Annotated in this window: 19 protein-coding genes; 5 read left to right on the forward strand and 14 right to left on the reverse strand. The window is 59.5% G+C overall.

The window, feature by feature from the left end; all coding sequences use genetic code 11:
- Positions 1-23: 23 nt before the first annotated feature.
- Together CYD26_RS12650 and zigA are read right to left on the reverse strand one after the other, a co-directional pair.
- Positions 24-659, reverse strand: a complete 636-nt coding sequence (locus CYD26_RS12650) for a DUF1826 domain-containing protein (RefSeq protein ID WP_102052745.1) — start codon at positions 657-659, stop codon at positions 24-26.
- Positions 659-1,867 carry a zinc metallochaperone GTPase ZigA gene (gene zigA / locus CYD26_RS12655; protein WP_099776415.1) on the reverse strand — a complete coding sequence of 403 codons (1,209 nt, stop codon included), beginning with the start codon at positions 1,865-1,867 and terminating at the stop codon, positions 659-661. The genes CYD26_RS12650 and zigA overlap by 1 nt, the downstream gene beginning before the upstream one ends.
- Positions 1,868-1,988: 121 nt before the next feature.
- Between zigA and CYD26_RS12660 the strand changes: the two genes are divergently transcribed.
- The 3 genes from CYD26_RS12660 to CYD26_RS12670 all read left to right on the forward strand — a co-directional run bounded on the left by CYD26_RS12660 (position 1,989) and on the right by CYD26_RS12670 (position 3,916).
- The gene (locus CYD26_RS12660) at positions 1,989-2,372 is read left to right on the forward strand and encodes a glutamine synthetase (RefSeq protein ID WP_102052746.1); all 384 of its coding nucleotides are present in this window, start codon (positions 1,989-1,991) and stop codon (positions 2,370-2,372) included.
- Between the two features lie 71 nt (positions 2,373-2,443).
- Positions 2,444-3,331, forward strand: a complete 888-nt coding sequence (gene folE2 / locus CYD26_RS12665) for a GTP cyclohydrolase FolE2 (protein WP_102052747.1) — start codon at positions 2,444-2,446, stop codon at positions 3,329-3,331.
- 24 nt (positions 3,332-3,355) lie between these two features.
- On the forward strand, positions 3,356-3,916 hold the full coding sequence (locus CYD26_RS12670) for a carbonate dehydratase (RefSeq protein WP_065758081.1): 561 nt from the start codon (positions 3,356-3,358) through the stop codon (positions 3,914-3,916).
- On the opposite strand, the gene CYD26_RS12675 is transcribed toward CYD26_RS12670, so the two are convergent.
- Positions 3,913-4,440, reverse strand: coding sequence for a DUF3617 domain-containing protein (locus CYD26_RS12675; RefSeq protein WP_099776417.1), 528 nt, complete (start codon positions 4,438-4,440; stop codon positions 3,913-3,915). The two genes, CYD26_RS12670 and CYD26_RS12675, sit on opposite strands and share 4 nt — an antisense overlap.
- Positions 4,441-4,567: 127 nt before the next feature.
- Here CYD26_RS12675 and cls point away from each other — a divergent pair, with 127 nt between their 5' ends.
- Complete coding sequence (gene cls / locus CYD26_RS12680) at positions 4,568-6,007, forward strand: cardiolipin synthase (protein WP_102052748.1); 1,440 nt, start codon at positions 4,568-4,570, stop codon at positions 6,005-6,007.
- Positions 6,008-6,020: 13 nt separating this feature from the next.
- Here the strand turns inward: cls and cfaB are convergent, their stop codons facing one another.
- On the reverse strand, positions 6,021-7,205 hold the full coding sequence (gene cfaB, locus CYD26_RS12685) for a C17 cyclopropane fatty acid synthase CfaB (RefSeq protein WP_102052749.1): 1,185 nt from the start codon (positions 7,203-7,205) through the stop codon (positions 6,021-6,023).
- A gap of 154 nt (positions 7,206-7,359) precedes the next feature.
- Here cfaB and lpdA point away from each other — a divergent pair, with 154 nt between their 5' ends.
- Positions 7,360-8,760 carry a dihydrolipoyl dehydrogenase gene (gene lpdA / locus CYD26_RS12690; RefSeq protein ID WP_102052750.1) on the forward strand — a complete coding sequence of 467 codons (1,401 nt, stop codon included), beginning with the start codon at positions 7,360-7,362 and terminating at the stop codon, positions 8,758-8,760.
- Between the two features lie 2 nt (positions 8,761-8,762).
- Here lpdA and CYD26_RS12695 read toward each other — a convergent pair whose 3' ends face one another.
- The 10 genes from CYD26_RS12695 to CYD26_RS12740 all read right to left on the reverse strand — a co-directional run bounded on the left by CYD26_RS12695 (position 8,763) and on the right by CYD26_RS12740 (position 18,638).
- Complete coding sequence (locus CYD26_RS12695; protein WP_102052751.1) at positions 8,763-9,968, reverse strand: benzoate/H(+) symporter BenE family transporter; 1,206 nt, start codon at positions 9,966-9,968, stop codon at positions 8,763-8,765.
- 121 nt (positions 9,969-10,089) lie between these two features.
- Entirely contained in the window at positions 10,090-11,022 is a 933-nt protein-coding gene (catA, locus tag CYD26_RS12700; protein ID WP_102052752.1) for a catechol 1,2-dioxygenase, read from the reverse strand.
- Between the two features lie 32 nt (positions 11,023-11,054).
- Positions 11,055-11,345 carry a muconolactone Delta-isomerase gene (gene catC, locus CYD26_RS12705; RefSeq protein WP_102052753.1) on the reverse strand — a complete coding sequence of 97 codons (291 nt, stop codon included), beginning with the start codon at positions 11,343-11,345 and terminating at the stop codon, positions 11,055-11,057.
- Positions 11,346-11,359: 14 nt separating this feature from the next.
- Positions 11,360-12,481, reverse strand: a complete 1,122-nt coding sequence (locus CYD26_RS12710) for a muconate cycloisomerase family protein (RefSeq protein WP_102052754.1) — start codon at positions 12,479-12,481, stop codon at positions 11,360-11,362.
- Positions 12,482-12,500: 19 nt separating this feature from the next.
- Entirely contained in the window at positions 12,501-13,262 is a 762-nt protein-coding gene (locus CYD26_RS12715; RefSeq protein ID WP_102052755.1) for a 1,6-dihydroxycyclohexa-2,4-diene-1-carboxylate dehydrogenase, read from the reverse strand.
- A gap of 62 nt (positions 13,263-13,324) precedes the next feature.
- A complete protein-coding gene (gene benC / locus CYD26_RS12720) occupies positions 13,325-14,335 on the reverse strand; it encodes a benzoate 1,2-dioxygenase electron transfer component BenC (protein ID WP_065759589.1) in 1,011 nt (336 codons plus the stop codon).
- Positions 14,336-14,374: 39 nt separating this feature from the next.
- Complete coding sequence (gene benB / locus CYD26_RS12725; protein ID WP_102052756.1) at positions 14,375-14,863, reverse strand: benzoate 1,2-dioxygenase small subunit; 489 nt, start codon at positions 14,861-14,863, stop codon at positions 14,375-14,377.
- Positions 14,860-16,218 carry a benzoate 1,2-dioxygenase large subunit gene (gene benA / locus CYD26_RS12730; RefSeq protein ID WP_065759587.1) on the reverse strand — a complete coding sequence of 453 codons (1,359 nt, stop codon included), beginning with the start codon at positions 16,216-16,218 and terminating at the stop codon, positions 14,860-14,862. Before benA ends, benB begins: the two co-directional genes overlap by 4 nt.
- 105 nt (positions 16,219-16,323) lie before the next feature.
- Positions 16,324-17,280, reverse strand: a complete 957-nt coding sequence (locus CYD26_RS12735; RefSeq protein ID WP_065759586.1) for an AraC family transcriptional regulator — start codon at positions 17,278-17,280, stop codon at positions 16,324-16,326.
- Positions 17,281-17,384: 104 nt separating this feature from the next.
- Complete coding sequence (locus CYD26_RS12740; protein ID WP_102052757.1) at positions 17,385-18,638, reverse strand: OprD family porin; 1,254 nt, start codon at positions 18,636-18,638, stop codon at positions 17,385-17,387.
- Positions 18,639-18,712 lie beyond the last annotated feature (74 nt).

The following is an 18,712-nucleotide window of genomic DNA, read 5'->3' on the forward strand; positions in this document are numbered from 1 at the left end:
AGATCGCACACTATGCGCTGGACTCAGGCCATCCAGTCAAGGCTAAGGATCAAACGGCGCTCACCGTTGGCCAGTGCTGGCGACCTGTGGATAAGCCCGCAGCCTTCATTACCCAACCACTTCTCCCCCTTCAGCAAGGCGACAGCACCACAGCCCAACTGACGAACCCGCGCCGGCTCGACCTCTGCCGGCAGCGGCTGGACGCGTTTATCCACAGCCTCTTCCAGCCATTCGCTGCCGGGCCCGGCATAGGTCGTGAGCAGCCGCAAGGGTACGTGATCGACATGCCAACGCGGGCACATGGCGTTGTCCAGTGCCGTAAGACGTACCCCAACCCGACGAGCATCAAGCAGGCAGGCATAGGCACCAACCAGCCAGGCCACATCGGCGACGAAGCCATCGTAGCCTGTCAGGTCGGCATAGCCTCTGGCCACCGCAGGCAATGCCGGAAGTTGCCCGTCGTCGTCCAATTCCAACGTGAACGACTCCGCCAATGGTTGGTTCAATGACAACAACAGGCTGGCAAAATCGGCGATATGCACAGGCAGTTGCCGCTCCCAAACGGCCAGATTGACCCCGTCCTGCAAGGCTTCACCCAGGACCTGAGGTGATTCACCAAGTACCTGGCGCGGAACATAACGAGGCGTTGGTGCCAACATCAGGCAGCGTCCTCTTCGTACCACGGACCAAAGGGGTCCGGCAGCTGACTCCAGGCGTCTTCGCCTAGCGCCATTTCAGCGTCACTCAGCAAGCAGGCCGCCAGCTCAGCTTCAAGCCTGGCAAAATCAATATGCTGGCCGATGAACACCAGTTCTTGCCGACAATCACCGCACGCGCTGTTCCAATGCTTGAGGATTGCCGCCTGACTGTCCTGATCCTGTGGCCAATGCTCGCGAGGCACAAAGCGCCACCAACGACCGGCGAATCCGTGTCTAACCATGCCACCTGCCTGAGACCAGCTACCGGCATCACTCAGTTTACTGGCCAGCCAGAAAAAGCCCTTGGAGCGCAGCAGTCGCCCATTCGTCCAGGGGCTGTGGATAAAGTCGAAGAAGCGCTGCGGATGCAACGGACGCCGGGCCTGCCAGGCCCATGAGCAAATGCCATACTCCTGCGTTTCAGGCACATGCGTACCACGCAGTTCCTGAAGCCAACCGGGCGCCTGCGCGGCCTTGTCGAAGTCGAACAAGCCGGTGTTGAGGATCCGCTCCAGCGGCACCTGTCCCATGACCATTGGAACAATCTGCGCGTGAGCGTTAAGGCTACGCAGGATCGCCATTAGTTCGTCACGGCTGTGGCTACCCACCAGATCGATCTTGCTGACCAGAATCACATCAGCGAACTCCACCTGCTCGATCAAGAGGTCACTGATCGAACGCTCATCCTCTTCGCCAAGGGTTTCGCCACGGCTCGCCAGGCTTTCCGCAGCCTGATAATCACTCAGGAAATTCAAACCATCGACTACCGTGACCATGGTATCGAGCCGCGCCTGGTCGGCCAGGCTGCGGCCTTGGTCATCCCGGAAGGTAAAGGTTTCAGCCACGGGGAGTGGTTCAGAAATTCCGGTCGACTCAATCAGCAAGTAATCGAACCGACCTTCTCGAGCCAGTCGCCCGACTTCCTCGAGCAGGTCTTCGCGCAAGGTGCAGCAGATGCAACCGTTGCTCATCTCGACCAACTTTTCCTCGGCACGGTTCAAGCTGACATTACGTTGCACCTCACTGGCATCGATGTTGATTTCACTCATGTCGTTGACGATCACTGCCACCCGGAGGTTTTCGCGATTGCGCAGCACATGATTGAGCAGCGTGCTCTTGCCTGCGCCGAGAAAGCCAGAGAGCACAGTAACGGGAAGACGGTCGGGCATGGTGGGGTCCTCATCGGGGCAGCATTCGATAGATGCTTTACGACATGTTATATTATAACGGTGCGCTTATTCCAAGCACCTTCGCAAGCGCACGACCGCTAGCCACCTCGAGGAAGTCTTGATGAATCAACCGTGGGCTTGGCTTGTTTGCCTCGCTGCACTTGCCCCGCACGCCCTCGCGCAGGCACTACCCAGCGACACGCTGGCGCACTGCACGCGCAGCGCAAACCTGCTGGCCTGCAAGGATCTCGAGGGCAATTACTACAGTGTGCAAACCAAAGGCAGCACCGTGTTTTTGCGCGGGTACGAGATAGAGGGCAAACGTCGCTGGGCACAAACCAGCGACCGCTACGGTCAACTGACCTTCTTCACCGGGCTGGCCAGTGACGGTGAAGCCTGGGTCGGCTACAGCCGTCGCGTCGGTTGGACCACGATCAACCGCGTATCCAGTTCCAGCGGACAGCGCTTTGGCGTGCGCTGCAGTCGAGTAAGCGGTTGCCAGTAATCCCTGCAGTCTTGTGGAACACTGCATCGTTATAATATAACAAACTACTTTTCCGCCACGACGAACAACCCATGACTGCCCTGCCTCTTCCCGACATTGCCACTCAGGCACTACACCAGCCACTACCACTGAACTGGGTGGGCATGTGCGGCATTGCCTTGCCGGTGTCGTTCAACGCTCAACGGCTGCGCGCCAGTGCCGATGCCGGCGTCAGCCTGGATAACGGCGAATCACGCGGGATACACATGTCGCGCTTGTACCTGGCACTGGAAGCACTGGAACAAAAAGAACTTTGCCCAGCACTGATTCATCAGGTGCTTGAACACTTTCTGGAAAGCCACTGCGGTCTTTCTGACAGCGCTTACCTGCGCCTGCAATTTGAAGTCATGCTGAAACAGCCAGCATTGGTCAGCCCGCTGTCAGGCTGGAAGGCCTATCCCGTGGTGCTGACTGCACGCCTAGAACAAGAAGTGTTCCACGTGGAACTAAATGTGCACGTGACCTATTCCTCAACCTGCCCCTGTTCCGCAGCACTCGCAAGGCAACTGATTCAACAGCAATTTCTCGCCGATTTCGCTAACCAACCACTCAGCCATGATGCGCTGCTCTCCTGGCTAGGCAGTGCCGCTGGCATCGTTGCCACGCCCCATAGCCAACGCAGCCTGGCAACGTTGCAGGTACGTTTAACGCAAGACGTTAGTGTGTTTCCCATCGTCGCACTGATTGATCATGCCGAAGGAGCACTGGGTACGGCGGTGCAGACCGCAGTGAAACGCGCCGATGAGCAAGCCTTCGCACTGGCCAACGGTCAGAACCTGATGTTCTGCGAAGATGCCGTACGCCGTTTACACCTGGCCTTAAGGCGCCATGCCTGGATCGACGGGTTCAGCCTGCAGGTTGAACATGCCGAGAGCTTGCATGCTCACGATGCAGTCGCCCGCAGCCAGTGGCAGTGGTAGTTCATTGGTAAGGGAGAAATAGCCATGATTCGCAAGAACCCAAGCGGTGATCTACCGGTGATCGCCGAATCCGCTTATGTCGATAAAACGGCAATCATCTGCGGCAAGGTGATCATCGCCGACAATGTGTTCGTTGGGCCCTATGCGGTCATTCGGGCTGATGAAGTGGACAGCAACGGCGCGATGGAGCCCATCACTATTGGCGCCAACTCCAACATTCAGGATGGTGTGGTGATCCACTCAAAGTCAGGGGCCGCGGTGACCATTGGCGAGTTCACCTCGATTGCTCACCGCTCCATCGTCCATGGCCCCTGCACCGTTGGCAATCGGGTGTTCATCGGCTTCAACAGCGTACTGTTCAACTGCACCGTTGGCGACGGCAGCGTGGTACGGCACAACTCGGTGGTCGATGGCTGCAACCTGCCGGCGCAATTTTATGTGCCCTCAACAACGCGAATGGGTGCCAGCACGGATCTCTCTCAGTTTCCTCCTGTGAGCATCAGCGCCTCGGAATTCTCCGAAGACGTAGCCCGCACCAACGTTGACCTGGTGCGGGGCTACAAGGCGCTGCAGAACGAGTTCTAGGTGCGTGGCTTGACGGTGCCGCAGTTGCTGCCGAGCCAGACCGCACGGGTTTCCATGCTGCCCTGTTGCTGCGTTCCCGAAGCGTTGAAGGTGCCGTTGACCTTGGTCAGGAACTCACGGTCACTGAGGAACTGAGCCTGCCCGGCGCCTTGGGCTTTGGGGCAACTAAAACGGAATTTCCAGACATTGCCGTTGCGCTCGGTGATTTCCTGGCGACAACCTGACTTGGGGTCTTGCAAGGGGATGTTATCGCTGTTGACCTGCTCCTGAGTCAGGCAGGAGCGCACGCCATTCCCCGCCACAGTGACACCTTGCTTGGCCAACACCTGCTCCATCATTGCACGCTGCTCGGGCGGCAGGTTTTTCAACTGGCCGAGCATGAACTGCATATCCGGCAGCGGCTTGCCATCAACCTGCATGTTGCTGGTGGTCAACTCCCACAGGCCTGGCTGCAACATCTGTGCATTCACCAACGGGCTCGCCAACCCGAAGACCAGCGCCAGTATTGGCAGACGAATCTTCATCTAGTCACTCCTCGAAACGCCGGCGTCGGGCCGGAACATGGTTTAGACGCTGATTTACGCTTTCGGTTGCAAGTACTGCCCGGAACATGCTCTGGTAGAGGCAGTGCCAGCGGACAGCAGGATGTGTATGGATTACCACAGCCCCTACTTCTTCGGTTACCTGATCGGCCTGATCCACTTGCTGGGTGTGGGTGCCGCACTCCACGCCGTGGTCAGCGTCCGTACTGCGCAGGGTGCGATCGCCTGGGCCCTGTCGCTGTTGTTCATACCCTACCTGACACTGATTCCTTACCTGGTGTTTGGCAGCCGAACCTTCGATGCGTACATCAAAGCACGACGTCAGGCCAACCGCGAGATGCACCTGGCCATCACTGACCTGAACTGGCGCCCGTGGGTGGAAGAAGCATTAGCTGCGCGAAGCTCCAGCTCCTACGCCGCCTTGCGCGCATTACCGAAACTCGGTCGCATGCCTTGCTTGGCGAACAATCAAATCAAACTACTGATCGATGGGCAGGCCACCTTCAGCGCCATCCTTGATGCCATTGCCCAAGCCCGTAACACGGTGCTGGTGCAGTTTTTCATCATCCATGACGATGAACTGGGCCGGCGGCTGCAAACACTGCTACTGAAAAAAGCCGCCGAAGGCGTAAAGATCTATGTGCTTTACGACAGTGTCGGCAGCCACGGCCTGCCCTCAGCATACTGCCAGACGCTGCGTGAAGGCGGCGTTGAGATACGTGCCTTCAGCACCCGTCACGGCTGGTTCAATCGCTTCCAGGTCAACTTCCGCAACCACCGCAAGATCGTCGTCGTCGACGGCTTGCAAGGCTTCGTCGGTGGGCACAACGTTGGCGATGAGTACCTGGGAGGCAACCCCAAACTGTCGCCTTGGCGCGATACCCACGTACAGGTCAGCGGCCCAGTGCTGGCCTGCCTGCAGGAATCCTTTGCCGAAGACTGGTTCTGGGCCGCACGGCAATTGCCGCCATTGATCCTGCCGGATGAGTACCCGGACGAGGGCGTACTGTGCCAAGTGCTGGCCAGCGGGCCAGCTGATCCTCAGGAGACCTGCTCACTGTTCTTCATCGAGGCGATTCATTCAGCGCGTGAGCGCCTATGGATAACCAGCCCGTACTTCATTCCCGATGAGGCGATCTTCGCCGCGCTACGACTGGCCGTTCTGCGTGGCGTCGATGTGCGTATCCTGTTGCCCTCACGTCCCGACCATCGGATCGTCTATGCCGCTTCCAGCCTGTTTGCCTTCGAGGCGGTGCGCGCCGGGGTGCGGATCTTTCGCTACCAGCCCGGGTTCCTGCATCAGAAGGTCGTACTGATCGACGATGAAGTCAGTGCGATCGGCAGCGCGAACCTGGACAACCGCTCCTTCCGCCTGAACTTCGAGATCATGCTGCTGACCATCGACAGGACCTTTGCCGATCAGGTCGAAGCCATGCTCAAGCACGACTTCGAACAGGCTCGGGAAATCACTGCCGAGGACAGCCGCGACACCCATCGACTGCAGTTGCTGGGCATGCGTATCGCCAGGCTGATCTCCCCCATCCTCTAGTGGCGAGGCATCGTCAGCGATAAAGATCCGCCCGGGTCCATGGCAGGGTATGACTGCCATCGGCCAGCGGCTTTACCGCCAGAATCTGGTGCAGGTTGATCCAGCCCTTGGCGAAGGCGTATGAACAACCGGCCAAGTACAATCGCCAGATTCTCAGCGCGCGTTCAGGCACCAGACGTCCGGCTTCATCAAGCTTCGCCTCCAGTCGATCACTCCAGAAGTGCAATGTCCGGGCATAGTGCAAACGCAGGCTTTCCACATCGACCACCTCTAGCCCGGCATCGCTGATGTAAGCACTGATCATCGACAGGTGCGGCAGCTCGCCATGGGGGAACACATAGCGGTCAATGAACTCGCCTGCCCCCCGCCCGACTGGCCGACCATCAATATGTTTGGCGGTGATGCCGTGGTTCATCACCAGGCCACCTTCACGGACAGCGCCAAACAGGCGCTGGCAGTACAACGCCAGGTTGGCATGGCCAACATGCTCGAACATGCCAACACTCACCACCTTGTCGAAACGGCCATCCTGCGGCAGATCCCGGTAGTCGAGGATTTTTAGATCAACCTGCTGCTCCAGGCCTTCCGCCTTGACCCGTTCCCGACCCAGCTTGAGTTGCTCCTTGCTCAAGGTGATACCCATGACCTTGGCACCGAACTCGCGGGCGGCAAACCGCGCCAGGCCACCCCAACCACAACCGACATCCAGCAAGTAGTCACCGCGCTGCAGCCGTAGCTTGCGACACAAATGCTCGAGTTTGTCCTGCTGGGCTTGCTCAAGGGTTTCATTGCCCGTCTTGAAGTAGGCGCAGGAGTAGACCATTTCCTGGTCGAGCCAGAGCTGATAGAAATCGTTGGACAGGTCGTAATGGTAGGAAATATCAGCCGCGTCAGTCGTCTTGTCATGCGCAGCACGCTGGGGTTGTGGCTCGTCATCATCCAGAAGCAGCGCTTGAGTCAGTTCGTCGCAAACCTGGATAACCTCGCCGATATTACCTTCCAGCTCCAGCCTGCCTTCGACAAATGCCGACCCCAGATCATCAAGGCTAGGACGGGTAAGCTGACTCATCAGCTGTGGGTCCTTCACCACAATGGTGACGTGTGGCCCAGGCCCCAGATCGAAGTGGAGACCATTCCAAAACTTCAGGCGAAGTGGCAGCCGTACGTTTTGCAGAGCCGCTGGAAGTTGCGCAAGCATGAAAAAACCTCCCGTTGTCTTAGAACGTCACGAGGAAAAGGGTAGTTCATCTGCGAGAACTTTCTGAATAAGTCCACACCACAGATTGTATACAATCCATCAATCACGGACTAATCTTGCGCCCATTGTCGATACCTCATCCTGGAGTACAGCAATGAAAAGCTACGATATCGTGATCATTGGCGGGGGGCCGGGCGGCTACAACGCTGCTATCCGGGCCGGGCAATTGGGCCTGAGCGTCGCCTGTGTGGAAGGTCGTTCAACCCTGGGCGGCACCTGCCTGAATGTCGGTTGCATGCCGTCAAAGGCGCTGTTGCATGCCTCTGAACTCTACGACGCCGCCAGCAATGGCGAACTGGCCACACTGGGTATCGAGGTGAAACCGACCTTGAACCTGGCCCAGATGATGAAGCAAAAAGATGACAGCGTTACCGGCCTGACCAAAGGAATCGAGTACCTGTTCCGCAAGAACAAGGTCGACTGGATCAAGGGCTGGGGTCGTCTCGACGGCGTCGGCAAGGTCAAGGTAACCGACGCGCAAGGGACCGTCAGCGAACTGCAGGCCAAGGACATTGTCATTGCCACCGGTTCCGAACCTACGCCGCTGCCAGGGGTGCCCCTTGATCACCAACGCATCATCGACTCCACCGGCGCCCTCTCCCTGACCGAAGTGCCCAAGCACCTGGTCGTGATCGGAGCAGGTGTCATCGGCCTGGAGCTGGGCTCGGTATGGCGTCGCCTTGGCAGCCAGGTCACCGTCATCGAGTACCTGGACCGTATCTGCCCAGGCACTGATGAAGAGGCCGCGAAAACCCTGCAACGCTCACTGGCCAAGCAAGGCATGACCTTCAAGCTGGGCACCAAGGTGACCCAGGCCAGTGTCGTCGGGAACGCTGTGCAACTGACTCTGGAGCCTGCCGCTGGCGGTGCTGCCGAAACGCTGGAAGCCGACTATGTGCTGGTGGCCATCGGACGGCGCCCTTATACCCATGGCCTGGGGCTGGAGACCGTCGGCCTGGAAACCGACAAGCGTGGCATGCTCGCCAACGAAGGCCATCGCTCGACGGTTCCGGGTATCTGGGTCATTGGCGACGTCACCTCGGGGCCGATGCTCGCGCACAAGGCCGAGGACGAAGCGATCGCCTGTATCGAGCGAATTGCCGGCAAGGCGCACGAGGTCAATTACGGCCTGATCCCAGGGGTTATCTACACCCGTCCGGAACTGGCCAGCGTCGGCAAGACCGAAGAACAACTCAAGGCCGAAGGCCGGGCCTACAAGGTTGGCAAGTTCCCGTTCACCGCCAACAGCCGGGCCAAGATCAACCATGAAACCGAAGGGTTCGCCAAAGTCCTGGCAGATGCCAACACTGACGAAGTCCTTGGCGTGCATCTGGTTGGCCCGAGCGTCAGCGAGATGATCGGTGAGTACTGCGTGGCCATGGAGTTCAGCGCCTCGGCCGAGGACATCGCCCTCACCTGCCACCCGCACCCGACCCGCTCCGAGGCCTTGCGCCAAGCGGCCATGAACGTCGAAGGCATGGCGATGCAGATCTGACCTCAGTCTGCCTGCACACCTGACCTGCGAACCTGCGGCGCGACCCGCCGCAGGTTCAGCAACAGATGAGCGAACAAGCCAAAGATCAGCCCCCAGAAAGCGGCCGACAGACCAAGAAACGACATCCCGGATGCCGTCACCAGAAAGGTGATCAGTGCAGCTTCGCGGTCAGCCGGCACACTCATCGCACCGGCAAGCGCACCACCAATGGCACCGAACAGCGCCAGCCCGGCCAGGGCTGCGATCAAAGCGGCCGGAAAGGCACTGAACAACGACACCAGTGTCGCGCCGAACACGCCCAGCAACACATACAGTGCACCACCGCAAACACCCGCCCAGTAGCGCCGATGTGGATCATCATGCGATTCACGACCAGTGCAGATCGCCGCAGTAATCGCCGCCAGGTTAAGGCCATGGCAACCAAAGGGCGCCAGCAACAGGCTGGTGAACGCACTGCTGCTGATGATCGGGCTGGCGGCTGTGGCATAACCGTCATTACGCAGCACGACAACCCCCGGTACAAACTGCCCGGTCAGTGCGACCATCACCAGCGGCAAGCTGATACTCAGCACCGCGTTCCAAGTGAACTCCGGCAGGGTCAAGACGGGTGTCGCAAGGCCAATGACCAGCTCCGAACTTTTCAACTCGCCATTGGCCAGAGACAGGCTCACCCCGCAAATCAGTACCGCCAGTACGGCATAGCGCGGGGCCAGGCGCTTGAACAGCAGGTAGGTGACAAACATCGCCAAGACCAGCACGGGCTGCGCTTTCACCGACAGGAACAGACCCGTACCGAAACTGAACAGGATGCCGGCCAACATGGCCGCCGAAATGGCTGACGGCAGCTTGCTGACGATCCGATCAAACGCCCCGGACACGCCCACGCCAAGGATGATCAGGTTGGCGACGATGTAGGCACCGACCGCCTCGGCAAAGGCAATGTTGGGCAGCAGCGCCACCAGCAACGCCGAGCCAGGCGCCGACCAGGCGATTACGACAGGAACTTTGTAGCGCAGGCTGAGGACCACCCCGAGCAGACCACTGCCAATGGAAATGGCCCAGACCCAGGAAGACAATTCGGCCGCCGACAACTGTGCGCTGTGGGCGGCCTGAAAGACGATCACCAGTGGCCCGGCATAAGAGATCATTGTGGCGATCAGGCCGGCCACCAGGGCGGACACAGAAAAGTCGCGGAACAGAGGCTTCATCGGACCACCATGGGCTTGTGCTTGTCTTAACGCAGAACGCCGGCCTAGCCGACGCCTGCATCAATGGTTCATTTCATTGATGCAGGCGTCGGCTAGGCCGGCGACAAACCGAGTGCGTTACTCAGGCATCCTGCAAGGCACGCGGACGATTGCTGCGCAGTTCAAAGGCTGGCTGCGGCGCGGCCTGCAACTGGAAATCAAAGTCCATCTCGGCAAAGCGTCCTTCGACACCCCGGGCATCGGCAGCCGCAGCATCTTCGACGAAGCGCAGTTCACCGACCAGCCCATAGCGGGTGGCGTAGGCGAAATCATCCCACAGGTATTGATCACCGGACAGGTTGATCTGGGTGGTCAGGTGACGGTGACCCGGTGCAGAGATAAAGAAGTGCACATGCGCTGGGCGATTGCCATGGCGGCCCAGTTGGTCAAGCAGCTCCTGGGTTGGACCGTCCGCTGGGCAGCCATAGCCCGACGGCACGATGCTGCGCGCACGGTAACGGCCTTCTGCATCGGTGATGATGCGACGACGCAGGTTGTAGTCCGACTGGGTGCTGTCGAAGTAGGAGTACGTCCCCTGGGTGTTGGCGTGCCACAAGTCGACCACCGCGCCAGCTACCGGTTGGCCGTGCTCATCCAGTACCCGCCCTTGCAGGAACATCACGGTGCCGGCATCGAGACCATCGTCCATCCGTACTTCACCTTCGGCCAATGGCGCACCGGCTACGTACAGCGGGCCTTCAATGGTTCGCGGCGTTCCGCCGGACAAACCTGCTGCTTCATCCTGAGCATCCAGTTGCAGGTCCAGGTAGTGCTCCAGGCCAAGACCGGCTACCAGCAAACCGGCTTCCTGACGTGCGCCCAGGCGATTGAGGTAATCCACTGCTTTCCAGAACTCATCCGGCGTCACCTGCAGGTCTTCGATGACCCGGGCAACGTCATTGATGATGCGATTGACCAGGGTCTTCAGGCGTGGATTGCCTTCCTGATTGAGCAAGCCGCTGGCTTCTTCGAAGAATTTTTGTACATCGGCAGTGTGAGCGATCTTCACGGTCATGATTGGCTACCTCGAATTGTTGTTATCAGTAATCAACGGTCATCGGAATGGATCGACGAGGGATGCCGGCACAGGCCGTCAATCTCGATGTCCATGTAGGGGAACAGCGGCAGTTGCATCAGGGTGTCGTGCAGCGCTTCGACGCTGGGCAGGTCAAAGACGCTGTAGTTGGCGTAATGCCCGGCAATGCGCCACAGGTGGCGCCAGATACCCTCGTGCTGCAGACGTTGGGCCAGCGCCTTTTCGTCAGCCTTGAGCCGAGCCGCCAGGGCCGGATCCATGTCGAGGGGCAATTTCACGGTCATTTTCACGTGGAACAACATGTGGGCTCTCCTATTCAGCGGCGGCTGAAGAACGCCAGGCGCTCTTCATCCAGGGTCAGGCCCAGGCCTGGGGTGCGCGGGACGTGCAAGGCGAAATCGCGGTACACCGGTGCCTCGACGACGATCTCTTCAGTCAGCAGCAGCGGGCCGAACAGTTCGGTGTGCCAGGTGAGCGCGTTCAAGGTGACGAAGGCATGCGCCGAGGCCAGGGTGCCGATAGAACCTTCGAGCATGGTTCCGCCATACAGGGCGATCCCGGCGGCTTCGGCGATCTGGGCGGTGCGCAACACCGCACGCGGGCCACCGTTCTTGGCGATCTTCAGAGCGAAGATGCTGGCGGCACCGTCGGCGGCCAGGCTGAAGGCGTCCTCGACACTCTCGATGGACTCGTCGGCCATGATCGGTGCCGGGCTGCGCTGGTTCAGGCGTACCTGACCGGCACGGTTGATGCGCGAGATCGGCTGCTCGATCAGGTCGATGCCGTTCTCACCCAACACCTGACAGGCGCGAATCGCCTGAGACTCGTCCCAGTACTGATTGACATCGACCCGCACGCTGGCGCGGTCGCCCAAGGCGTGCTTGATCGCGATGACGTGGCGCAGGTCATGGGCCACTTCATTGGCGCCGATCTTCAGTTTGAAAATACGGTGGCGACGCTGATCGAGCATCTGCTCGGCTTCTGCGATATCGCGGGCAGTGTCGCCGCTGGCCAGGGTCCAGGCGACTTCCAGGCTGTCACGCACTCGCCCGCCCAACAGCTCGCTGACCGGCAGCCCCAGGCGTTTGCCTTGGGCATCGAGCAAGGCACTTTCAATGCCCGACTTGGCGAAGGTATTGCCCTTGATCACCTTGTCCAGGCGCTGCATGGCACTGTTGATGTTGCTGGCATCGAGGCCAATCAGCATCGGCGCAAAGTAGCTGTCGATGTTCTGCTTGATGCTTTCCGGGCTTTCATTGCCATACGCCAGACCACCGATGGTGGTGGCCTCGCCCAGACCTTCGATGCCGTCAGTGCAGCGCAGGCGAATGATCACCAGGGTCTGCTGCTGCATGGTGTGCATGGCCAGCTTGTGCGGGCGGATGGTCGGCAGGTCGACGATGGTTGTCGAGATGCTCTCGATCAGGGGGTAACTCATCAGGATTCTCCAGGGGGGCTCAACCGAGGTCGCCGCCACCGACCGGCAGCACCGTGCCGGTGATGTAAGAGGCCTCGTCGGAGGCGAGAAAAAGAATCGCGCCGACCTGTTCGTCGAGGCTGCCGTAGCGTTTCATCAAGGTGCTATCCAAGGTCTGGTCGACGATCTGCTGGTACCAGTCCTGTTCCTGCGCGCTTTGCTCGGCACTGTTGCGCGGCACGCGACGGGGCGGTGCTTGCGTGCCGCCCGGCGCCGTGGCATTGACCCGCACACCACGCTCGGCAGTCTCGAAGGCCAGGCACGCGGTCAATGCATTGACCCCGCCCTTGGCCGCGCCGTAAGGCACGCGGTTGATGCTGCGCGTGGCAATCGAGGAGACGTTGACGATGGCCCCCTGGCCCTGCTCAAGCATGTACGGCAGCGCGGCGTGGCAGCACCAAAGGGTCGGGAACAGCGAACGACGCACTTCGGCCTCGATCTGGTCGGCCTGGTAATGCTCGAAAGGCTTGGCCCAGATGGTCCCGCCGACGTTGTTGATCAGCACGTCGAGCCGACCGAAGTGCTCCACCGCTGCCGCCATCACACGCTGGCACTCGCTGTGCTGCTCCAGGTCAGCGGTGAGGGTCAATACACCTTCGGCCTGCAGCTCATGCACCAGCTCCGAACGGTCAACCGCGACCAGTACGGCACCCTCTTCCAGAAGGCGCTCGGAAAGACGCCGACCGATACCCTGCGCCGCACCCGTGACCAGCGCGACCTTGTTGTCGAATCTGTTGCCCATGACAACCTCGAATAAAAAAGAGCCGCCCGTACCCGCACGATGCGAACGGCTCCAAAAAAGGATCAGGCCGCGGACGCAGCGAATTTCTCGTAGTAGAAGTTCGCCGGGGTGATGCCCTGCTCGCGGATGTACTGGCTGACTGCCTCGACCATGGGCGGCGGGCCGCACAGGTAGACATCGACATCACCGTCATTGAGGTGGCGCGGCTCGATGTGCTGGGTGACATAACCCTTGAGAGGGTGCTGGCTGTCGGGGTTGGCCACACAGGCGCTGAAGGTGAAGTTGGGAATGCGCGCGGCAAAGGCTTGCAGACGATCCAGCTCGACCAGGTCGAAGTCGTTCGTGACCCCGTAGATCAGGTGCAGCGGATGCGCACTGCCCTCTTCAGCGATTTTCTCGAGCATTGCGGTGAACGGTGCCAACCCAGTACCGCCAGCCAGCAACAGCAGCGGACGACGGATCTCGCGCAGGTAGAAACTGCCCAACGGACCGGCCAGGGTCATGCTGTCACCGGCCTTGGCCAGGCCAGTGAGGAAGCTGCTCATCAGCCCACCCGGCACGTTGCGGATCAGAAAGCTGACTTCGCCATCCTTCTGCAATGAGCTGAAGGAATAGGCGCGGGTCTGCTCGCTGCCCGGTACGCCAAGGTTGACGTACTGGCCCGGCAGAAATGCCAGGCGGCTCAACGCCTCACCCTTGATCGACAGCGCAATGGTGCTATCGGAGAGCTGGCGCACGTCACTGATGCTGGCCTGGTAGCTGGCCTGTTCGGTCTTGCACACCTGTGACGAGGCCGGTACGCGGATCACACAGTCGCTTTCGGCGCGCATCTGACAAGTCAGCACGTAGCCCTGGGCCACTTCTTCCTCGCTCAGGGCGTCTTCGATGTATTCCTGGCCCAGGTCGTAACGACCGGCCTCGGCAAAGCACTTGCAGGTTCCGCAAGCGCCATCACGGCAGTCCAGCGGGATGTTGATACCCTGGCGGTAGGCCGCATCGGCCACGGTTTCGCCGCCAGCGGCGTCGATGAAGCGGGTGACCCCGTCTTCGAAATTCAAGGCGATCTTGTGCATGGCGCACCTCGTGAATCAGGTTGTTGCTCGAAAACCGGGTCAGATGTGGTAGATGTCGATGACCTGGCGTACGTAGTCGTTCTTCAACACCACTTTCTTGGCCTTGATCAGCGGGCGATCGCCACGCACATCAAGGGTGTAGAAGCTGGTGCCGAAGTAACTGTCCACGGTCTTGTAGCGGAAGCTCAGGGTGTGCCAGTTGAAGCGCAGGTGGCACAGCCCATCGCTCTGCTCAAGCAGTTCGAGGTTGCTGATGTTGTGCGAGGTGCGGGTGTCGGGCATGGTCGCACTGGAGCGTTCAGTCTTGATCCGGAACACCCGGTCTTCCAGACCGCCACGGTTGCCGTACCAGATCAGCGAGATTTCCCGCTGCGGGTTCTCGGTAAGCTGGTCGTTGTCGTCCCATGCCGGCATCCAGAACGTGGCATCGCTGGCATAACATTCCAGCCATTGATCCCACTGGCTGTCGTCCAGGTAGCGGGCTTCCTGATAAAGGAAGTCACGCACTGCTTCGTAGGAAATGCTCATTGCACGGCCTCCACAGGGATCAACTGCTGCTCGGCTTCAAGGGCCTTGAGCATGGTTTCCTGCCAGTACTTGTGCTGCAGTACAAACAGGCCCTCATCCTCGGTACGCACACCGCTGAGGTGTGGATGCAGGTCGATTTCCTGGGCCGCGGCGTCGGCACCTTCAACCCAATGCGTAGCCCCGCGGGACATGTCATTCCAGCCACGGTTGCCCTGGTAACCCATCTGACAGGAGCGGAATTCTTCCAGGTCATCCGGTGTCGCCATGCCGCTGACGTTGAAGAAGTCTTCGTACTGACGAATACGCAAGGCACGGGCCTCGGCGCTTTCACCCTTGGGCGCGATGCAGTAGATGGTGATCTCGGTCTTGTCCACGGCAATCGGCCGGGCAATACGGATCTGCGAGCTGAACTGATCCATCAGGTAAACGTTGGGGTACAGGCACAGGTTGCGCGAGTTTTCGATCATCCAGTCGGCACGGGCCTGACCGAAATCGCGAGCCAGTTCATCACGACGCTCGAACAACGGACGGTCTTCCGGGTTGGCCCAGCGCGTCCAGAGCAGCAGGTGGCCCTTGTCAAAGGAGTAGAAACCACCGCCATTCTTGGCCCAGCCACCGGCACTCATGGTCTTGACCTCTTCACCCGCTTCGCGCTGCTTGCGCTGGTTCTGGGTGGCGGCGTAGTTCCAGTGCACGGCACTGACGTGATAGCCGTCGGCGCCGTTCTCGGCGGTCAGCTTCCAGTTGCCTTCGTAGATGTAGGTGGAAGAACCACGCAGCACTTCAAGGCCGTCCGGTGACTGGTCGACGATCATGTCGATGATCTTGGCCGACTCGCCGAGGTGCTCGACCAGAGGCAGTACATCCGGGTTCAGGCTACCAAACAGAAAGCCGCGGTAAGACTCGAAACGCGCAACCTTGGTCAGGTCATGGGAGCCTTCGCAATTGAAGCTCTGCGGGTAACCGGCATCGACCGGATCCTTGACCTTGAGCAGTTTGCCGGAGTTGTTGAAGGTCCAACCGTGGAACGGGCAGGTATAGGAAGAGCGGTTGCCACTCTTGTGCCGGCAGAGCATCGCACCGCGGTGGCTGCAGGCATTCAGGAAGGCGTTGAGTACCCCATCCTTGTTGCGCGCGATGAAGATCGGCTGGCGCCCCATGGTGGTGCTCAGGAAGTCGTTCTTCTCGGGAATCTGGCTTTCGTGGGCCAGGTAGATCCAGTTGCCCTCGAAGATGTGTTTCATTTCCAGTTCGAACAGACGGGGGTCGGTGAACATCTCGCGCTTGCAGCGGTAGATGCCCTTCTCCTGATCTTCTTCAAGCAGGGAATTAAGGTATTCGAATCCCAGGGACATGGCCGGGGCCTCCGTTGTTATTGTTCAGGCCATGTCAGGGTAGGGAGCGCAGGCTCAGGTAAATATCCGCTTTGTGCAGACCTTTATCCGTTTTCTGCAAACACGTCAGGGGCGACGCTTGAGGGTATCGGAGGGCAGCTCGCCAAACAGCGCTTTGTAACTTTCCGAGAATCGGCCCAGGTGAACAAAGCCGTATTCCAGGGCCAGTTCGGTGATGTTGCGCACGCTGCAGTCCGGGTCGCTGAGATTGCGACGAATGCGTTCAAGCTTCTTCTGCCGAATGTAGTGCTTCGGGGTGGTACCGGCATTGCGTTCGAACAACCCATAGAGCGAACGCAGGCTCATGCTCGCCTGCTGCGCCAGTTGCTCAATGCCGATGTCTTGCTTGAGATTGCGCTCAATGTACTCGGCAATACGCTCAAAGGTGACGGCCTGGCTGCCCAGGCTCTCGCGGCTGACGTTGGTCTGCATCAGCGTCAGCAGCTTGCTGGCAACGATCTGGCTGTAGTGTTCCTGGACACGCTGCAGTGAATCAAAGGCCTCGGCCTCATGACAGACCATCGTCAACAGCCCGGCAAAACCTTCCAGCGCCAGCAGTTGGTAATGGCTGTGGATAAACCGGACGCCTTCACTGGGGCGCTGCCAGCGCTGCTCATCACAAACCGCATCGAGCAGGCGAGCCGGCAGCTTGAGGATGAACTTCTCGCAGTCGGCGGAATACGCCAGGTCCACCGGCTCATCCGGATTGATCAACAACAGCTCACCCGGACCGAGCAGGCGCTCGGCCCGACCCCGGCGCCACATACAGTGCCCCCGCAAGAGAATCTGCAGATGAAAAACACTTTCCAGGGCATGAGAGAGCACCCTCACCTCGCCACCATAGCTGATCCGACACAGGTCCAGGCTGGCAAACTTTCGGTGATCGAGGCTGGCCTCCGGGAGGCCATTGCGCGGTAGTCGAATATGATGCTGACCGACGTGCTGGTTAACGTAGGTCGACACGGCATAGGGGTCGGCACGCTCAAAAACCCGGCTGCGATGACTAAGCAGGGGACTATCCATACCAGGGTACTCGTTGTTTTTGTCTGCTCAGTCTATGTGATCCTCAGGGGTTGTGGATAAACGTGAGATGGGTGGTCCCCTGTGGGAACCCACCCTGCCAGCCCTTACAACAAGATCCAGGTGTAACTCAGGATCAAGCGATTCTCATCGATGTCAGAACGGTAGTTCGAGCGCGCCATGGCATTGCGCACGCGGATTCCCAAGCCTTTCAAGACTCCGCCCTGTACCGCGTAGCCAAGATCGAAATCGCGCTCATGCTCCCGGCCCTCATACCCCAAACCGGTGTTGACGTTATCGCCTTTGAGGTAGCGTGCGGTTGCTGTCAGCCCAGGAATGCCCATGGCAACGAAGTCATAGTCGTAACGCACCTGCCACGAACGTTCGTCGGTGTAGGCGAACTCATAGGTCGGCACTTCGTTGCCCAATGGCGAAATGTTCGGGAACACACGGGGGAAGGCATCATCACCATAGATTGCCTGGTAGCCCACCGTGAAGGTATGCCCGGAACGTTTGGCTGAGAGCAACGAGTAAAACGCCTGGTTGTCGATATCCCCCAGCTTGCTGGCTCCTTGCTCACGGGCAGAGAAGTAGCCGAGGTTGGCGCCGAGCGTCCAATCGCCCAACGGCTGGCTGTGTTTGAAACCGACAAACCCTTGTTGGTAGATGTCCTCCAACTGCCCGTACCAAAGGCTGACGGTGCTGCGATTGCCGTTGAAACTGTAGTCGCCCCCGGCAAAATTGAACGCATCGCTATCGGCTTTACGCTGGGGAACATGGCCGAGCACTGCAATCATTTTCTCGTCACCGGCCTCGTTGCGCAGGCTGGTGGAGCTCAAGTGCCCGGCCTGTAGCGTCAGGCCCTCAAGTTCTGAAGATGTGATACTTGCCCCCTGATAGGTCGGCGGCAGCAGCCTTGAGTCGTTGTACTGGAGAATAGGCAGGTTGGTTTGCAATTCGCCGACCTTCAACTCAGTCTTCGAGTAACGCAGCTTGAGGGTGCCGCCGACCCGGCTGTACTCATCAGCGGCGCGACCATCGCCCTGCACCGGCAATAGCCCGGTACCCGTACGATCAGGGCTACTGTCGAGCTTGAACCCCACCACGCCGATGGCATCGACACCCACACCGATCAGGCCAGGGGTATAGCCGGACTTGAAGTTGAAGATAAAGCCCTGCCCCCACTCCTCGGCCTTGGATTGTTTGTTGGCGCCAACGATGTCGGAGAAATCGCGGCTGAAGTAGTAGTTGCGGGCCTGCAACGTAGCGCTCGAACCGCTGACAAAGCCGGGCTCAGCGGCGTTGGCACCAACACACAAGGCAAGGGTGGACAGCAACCAGGAATGACGGAGGTTGTTCATGGGTAACGTGCTCTTTTTATTGTTGTTTTAACCGGTGCTACGCGGAGCTTTGATGGCCGGCATAGCCGGCCGCT

This window comes from Pseudomonas sp. FFUP_PS_473, from assembly GCF_002858665.1.
GTDB classification, from domain to species: domain Bacteria; phylum Pseudomonadota; class Gammaproteobacteria; order Pseudomonadales; family Pseudomonadaceae; genus Aquipseudomonas; species Aquipseudomonas defluvii.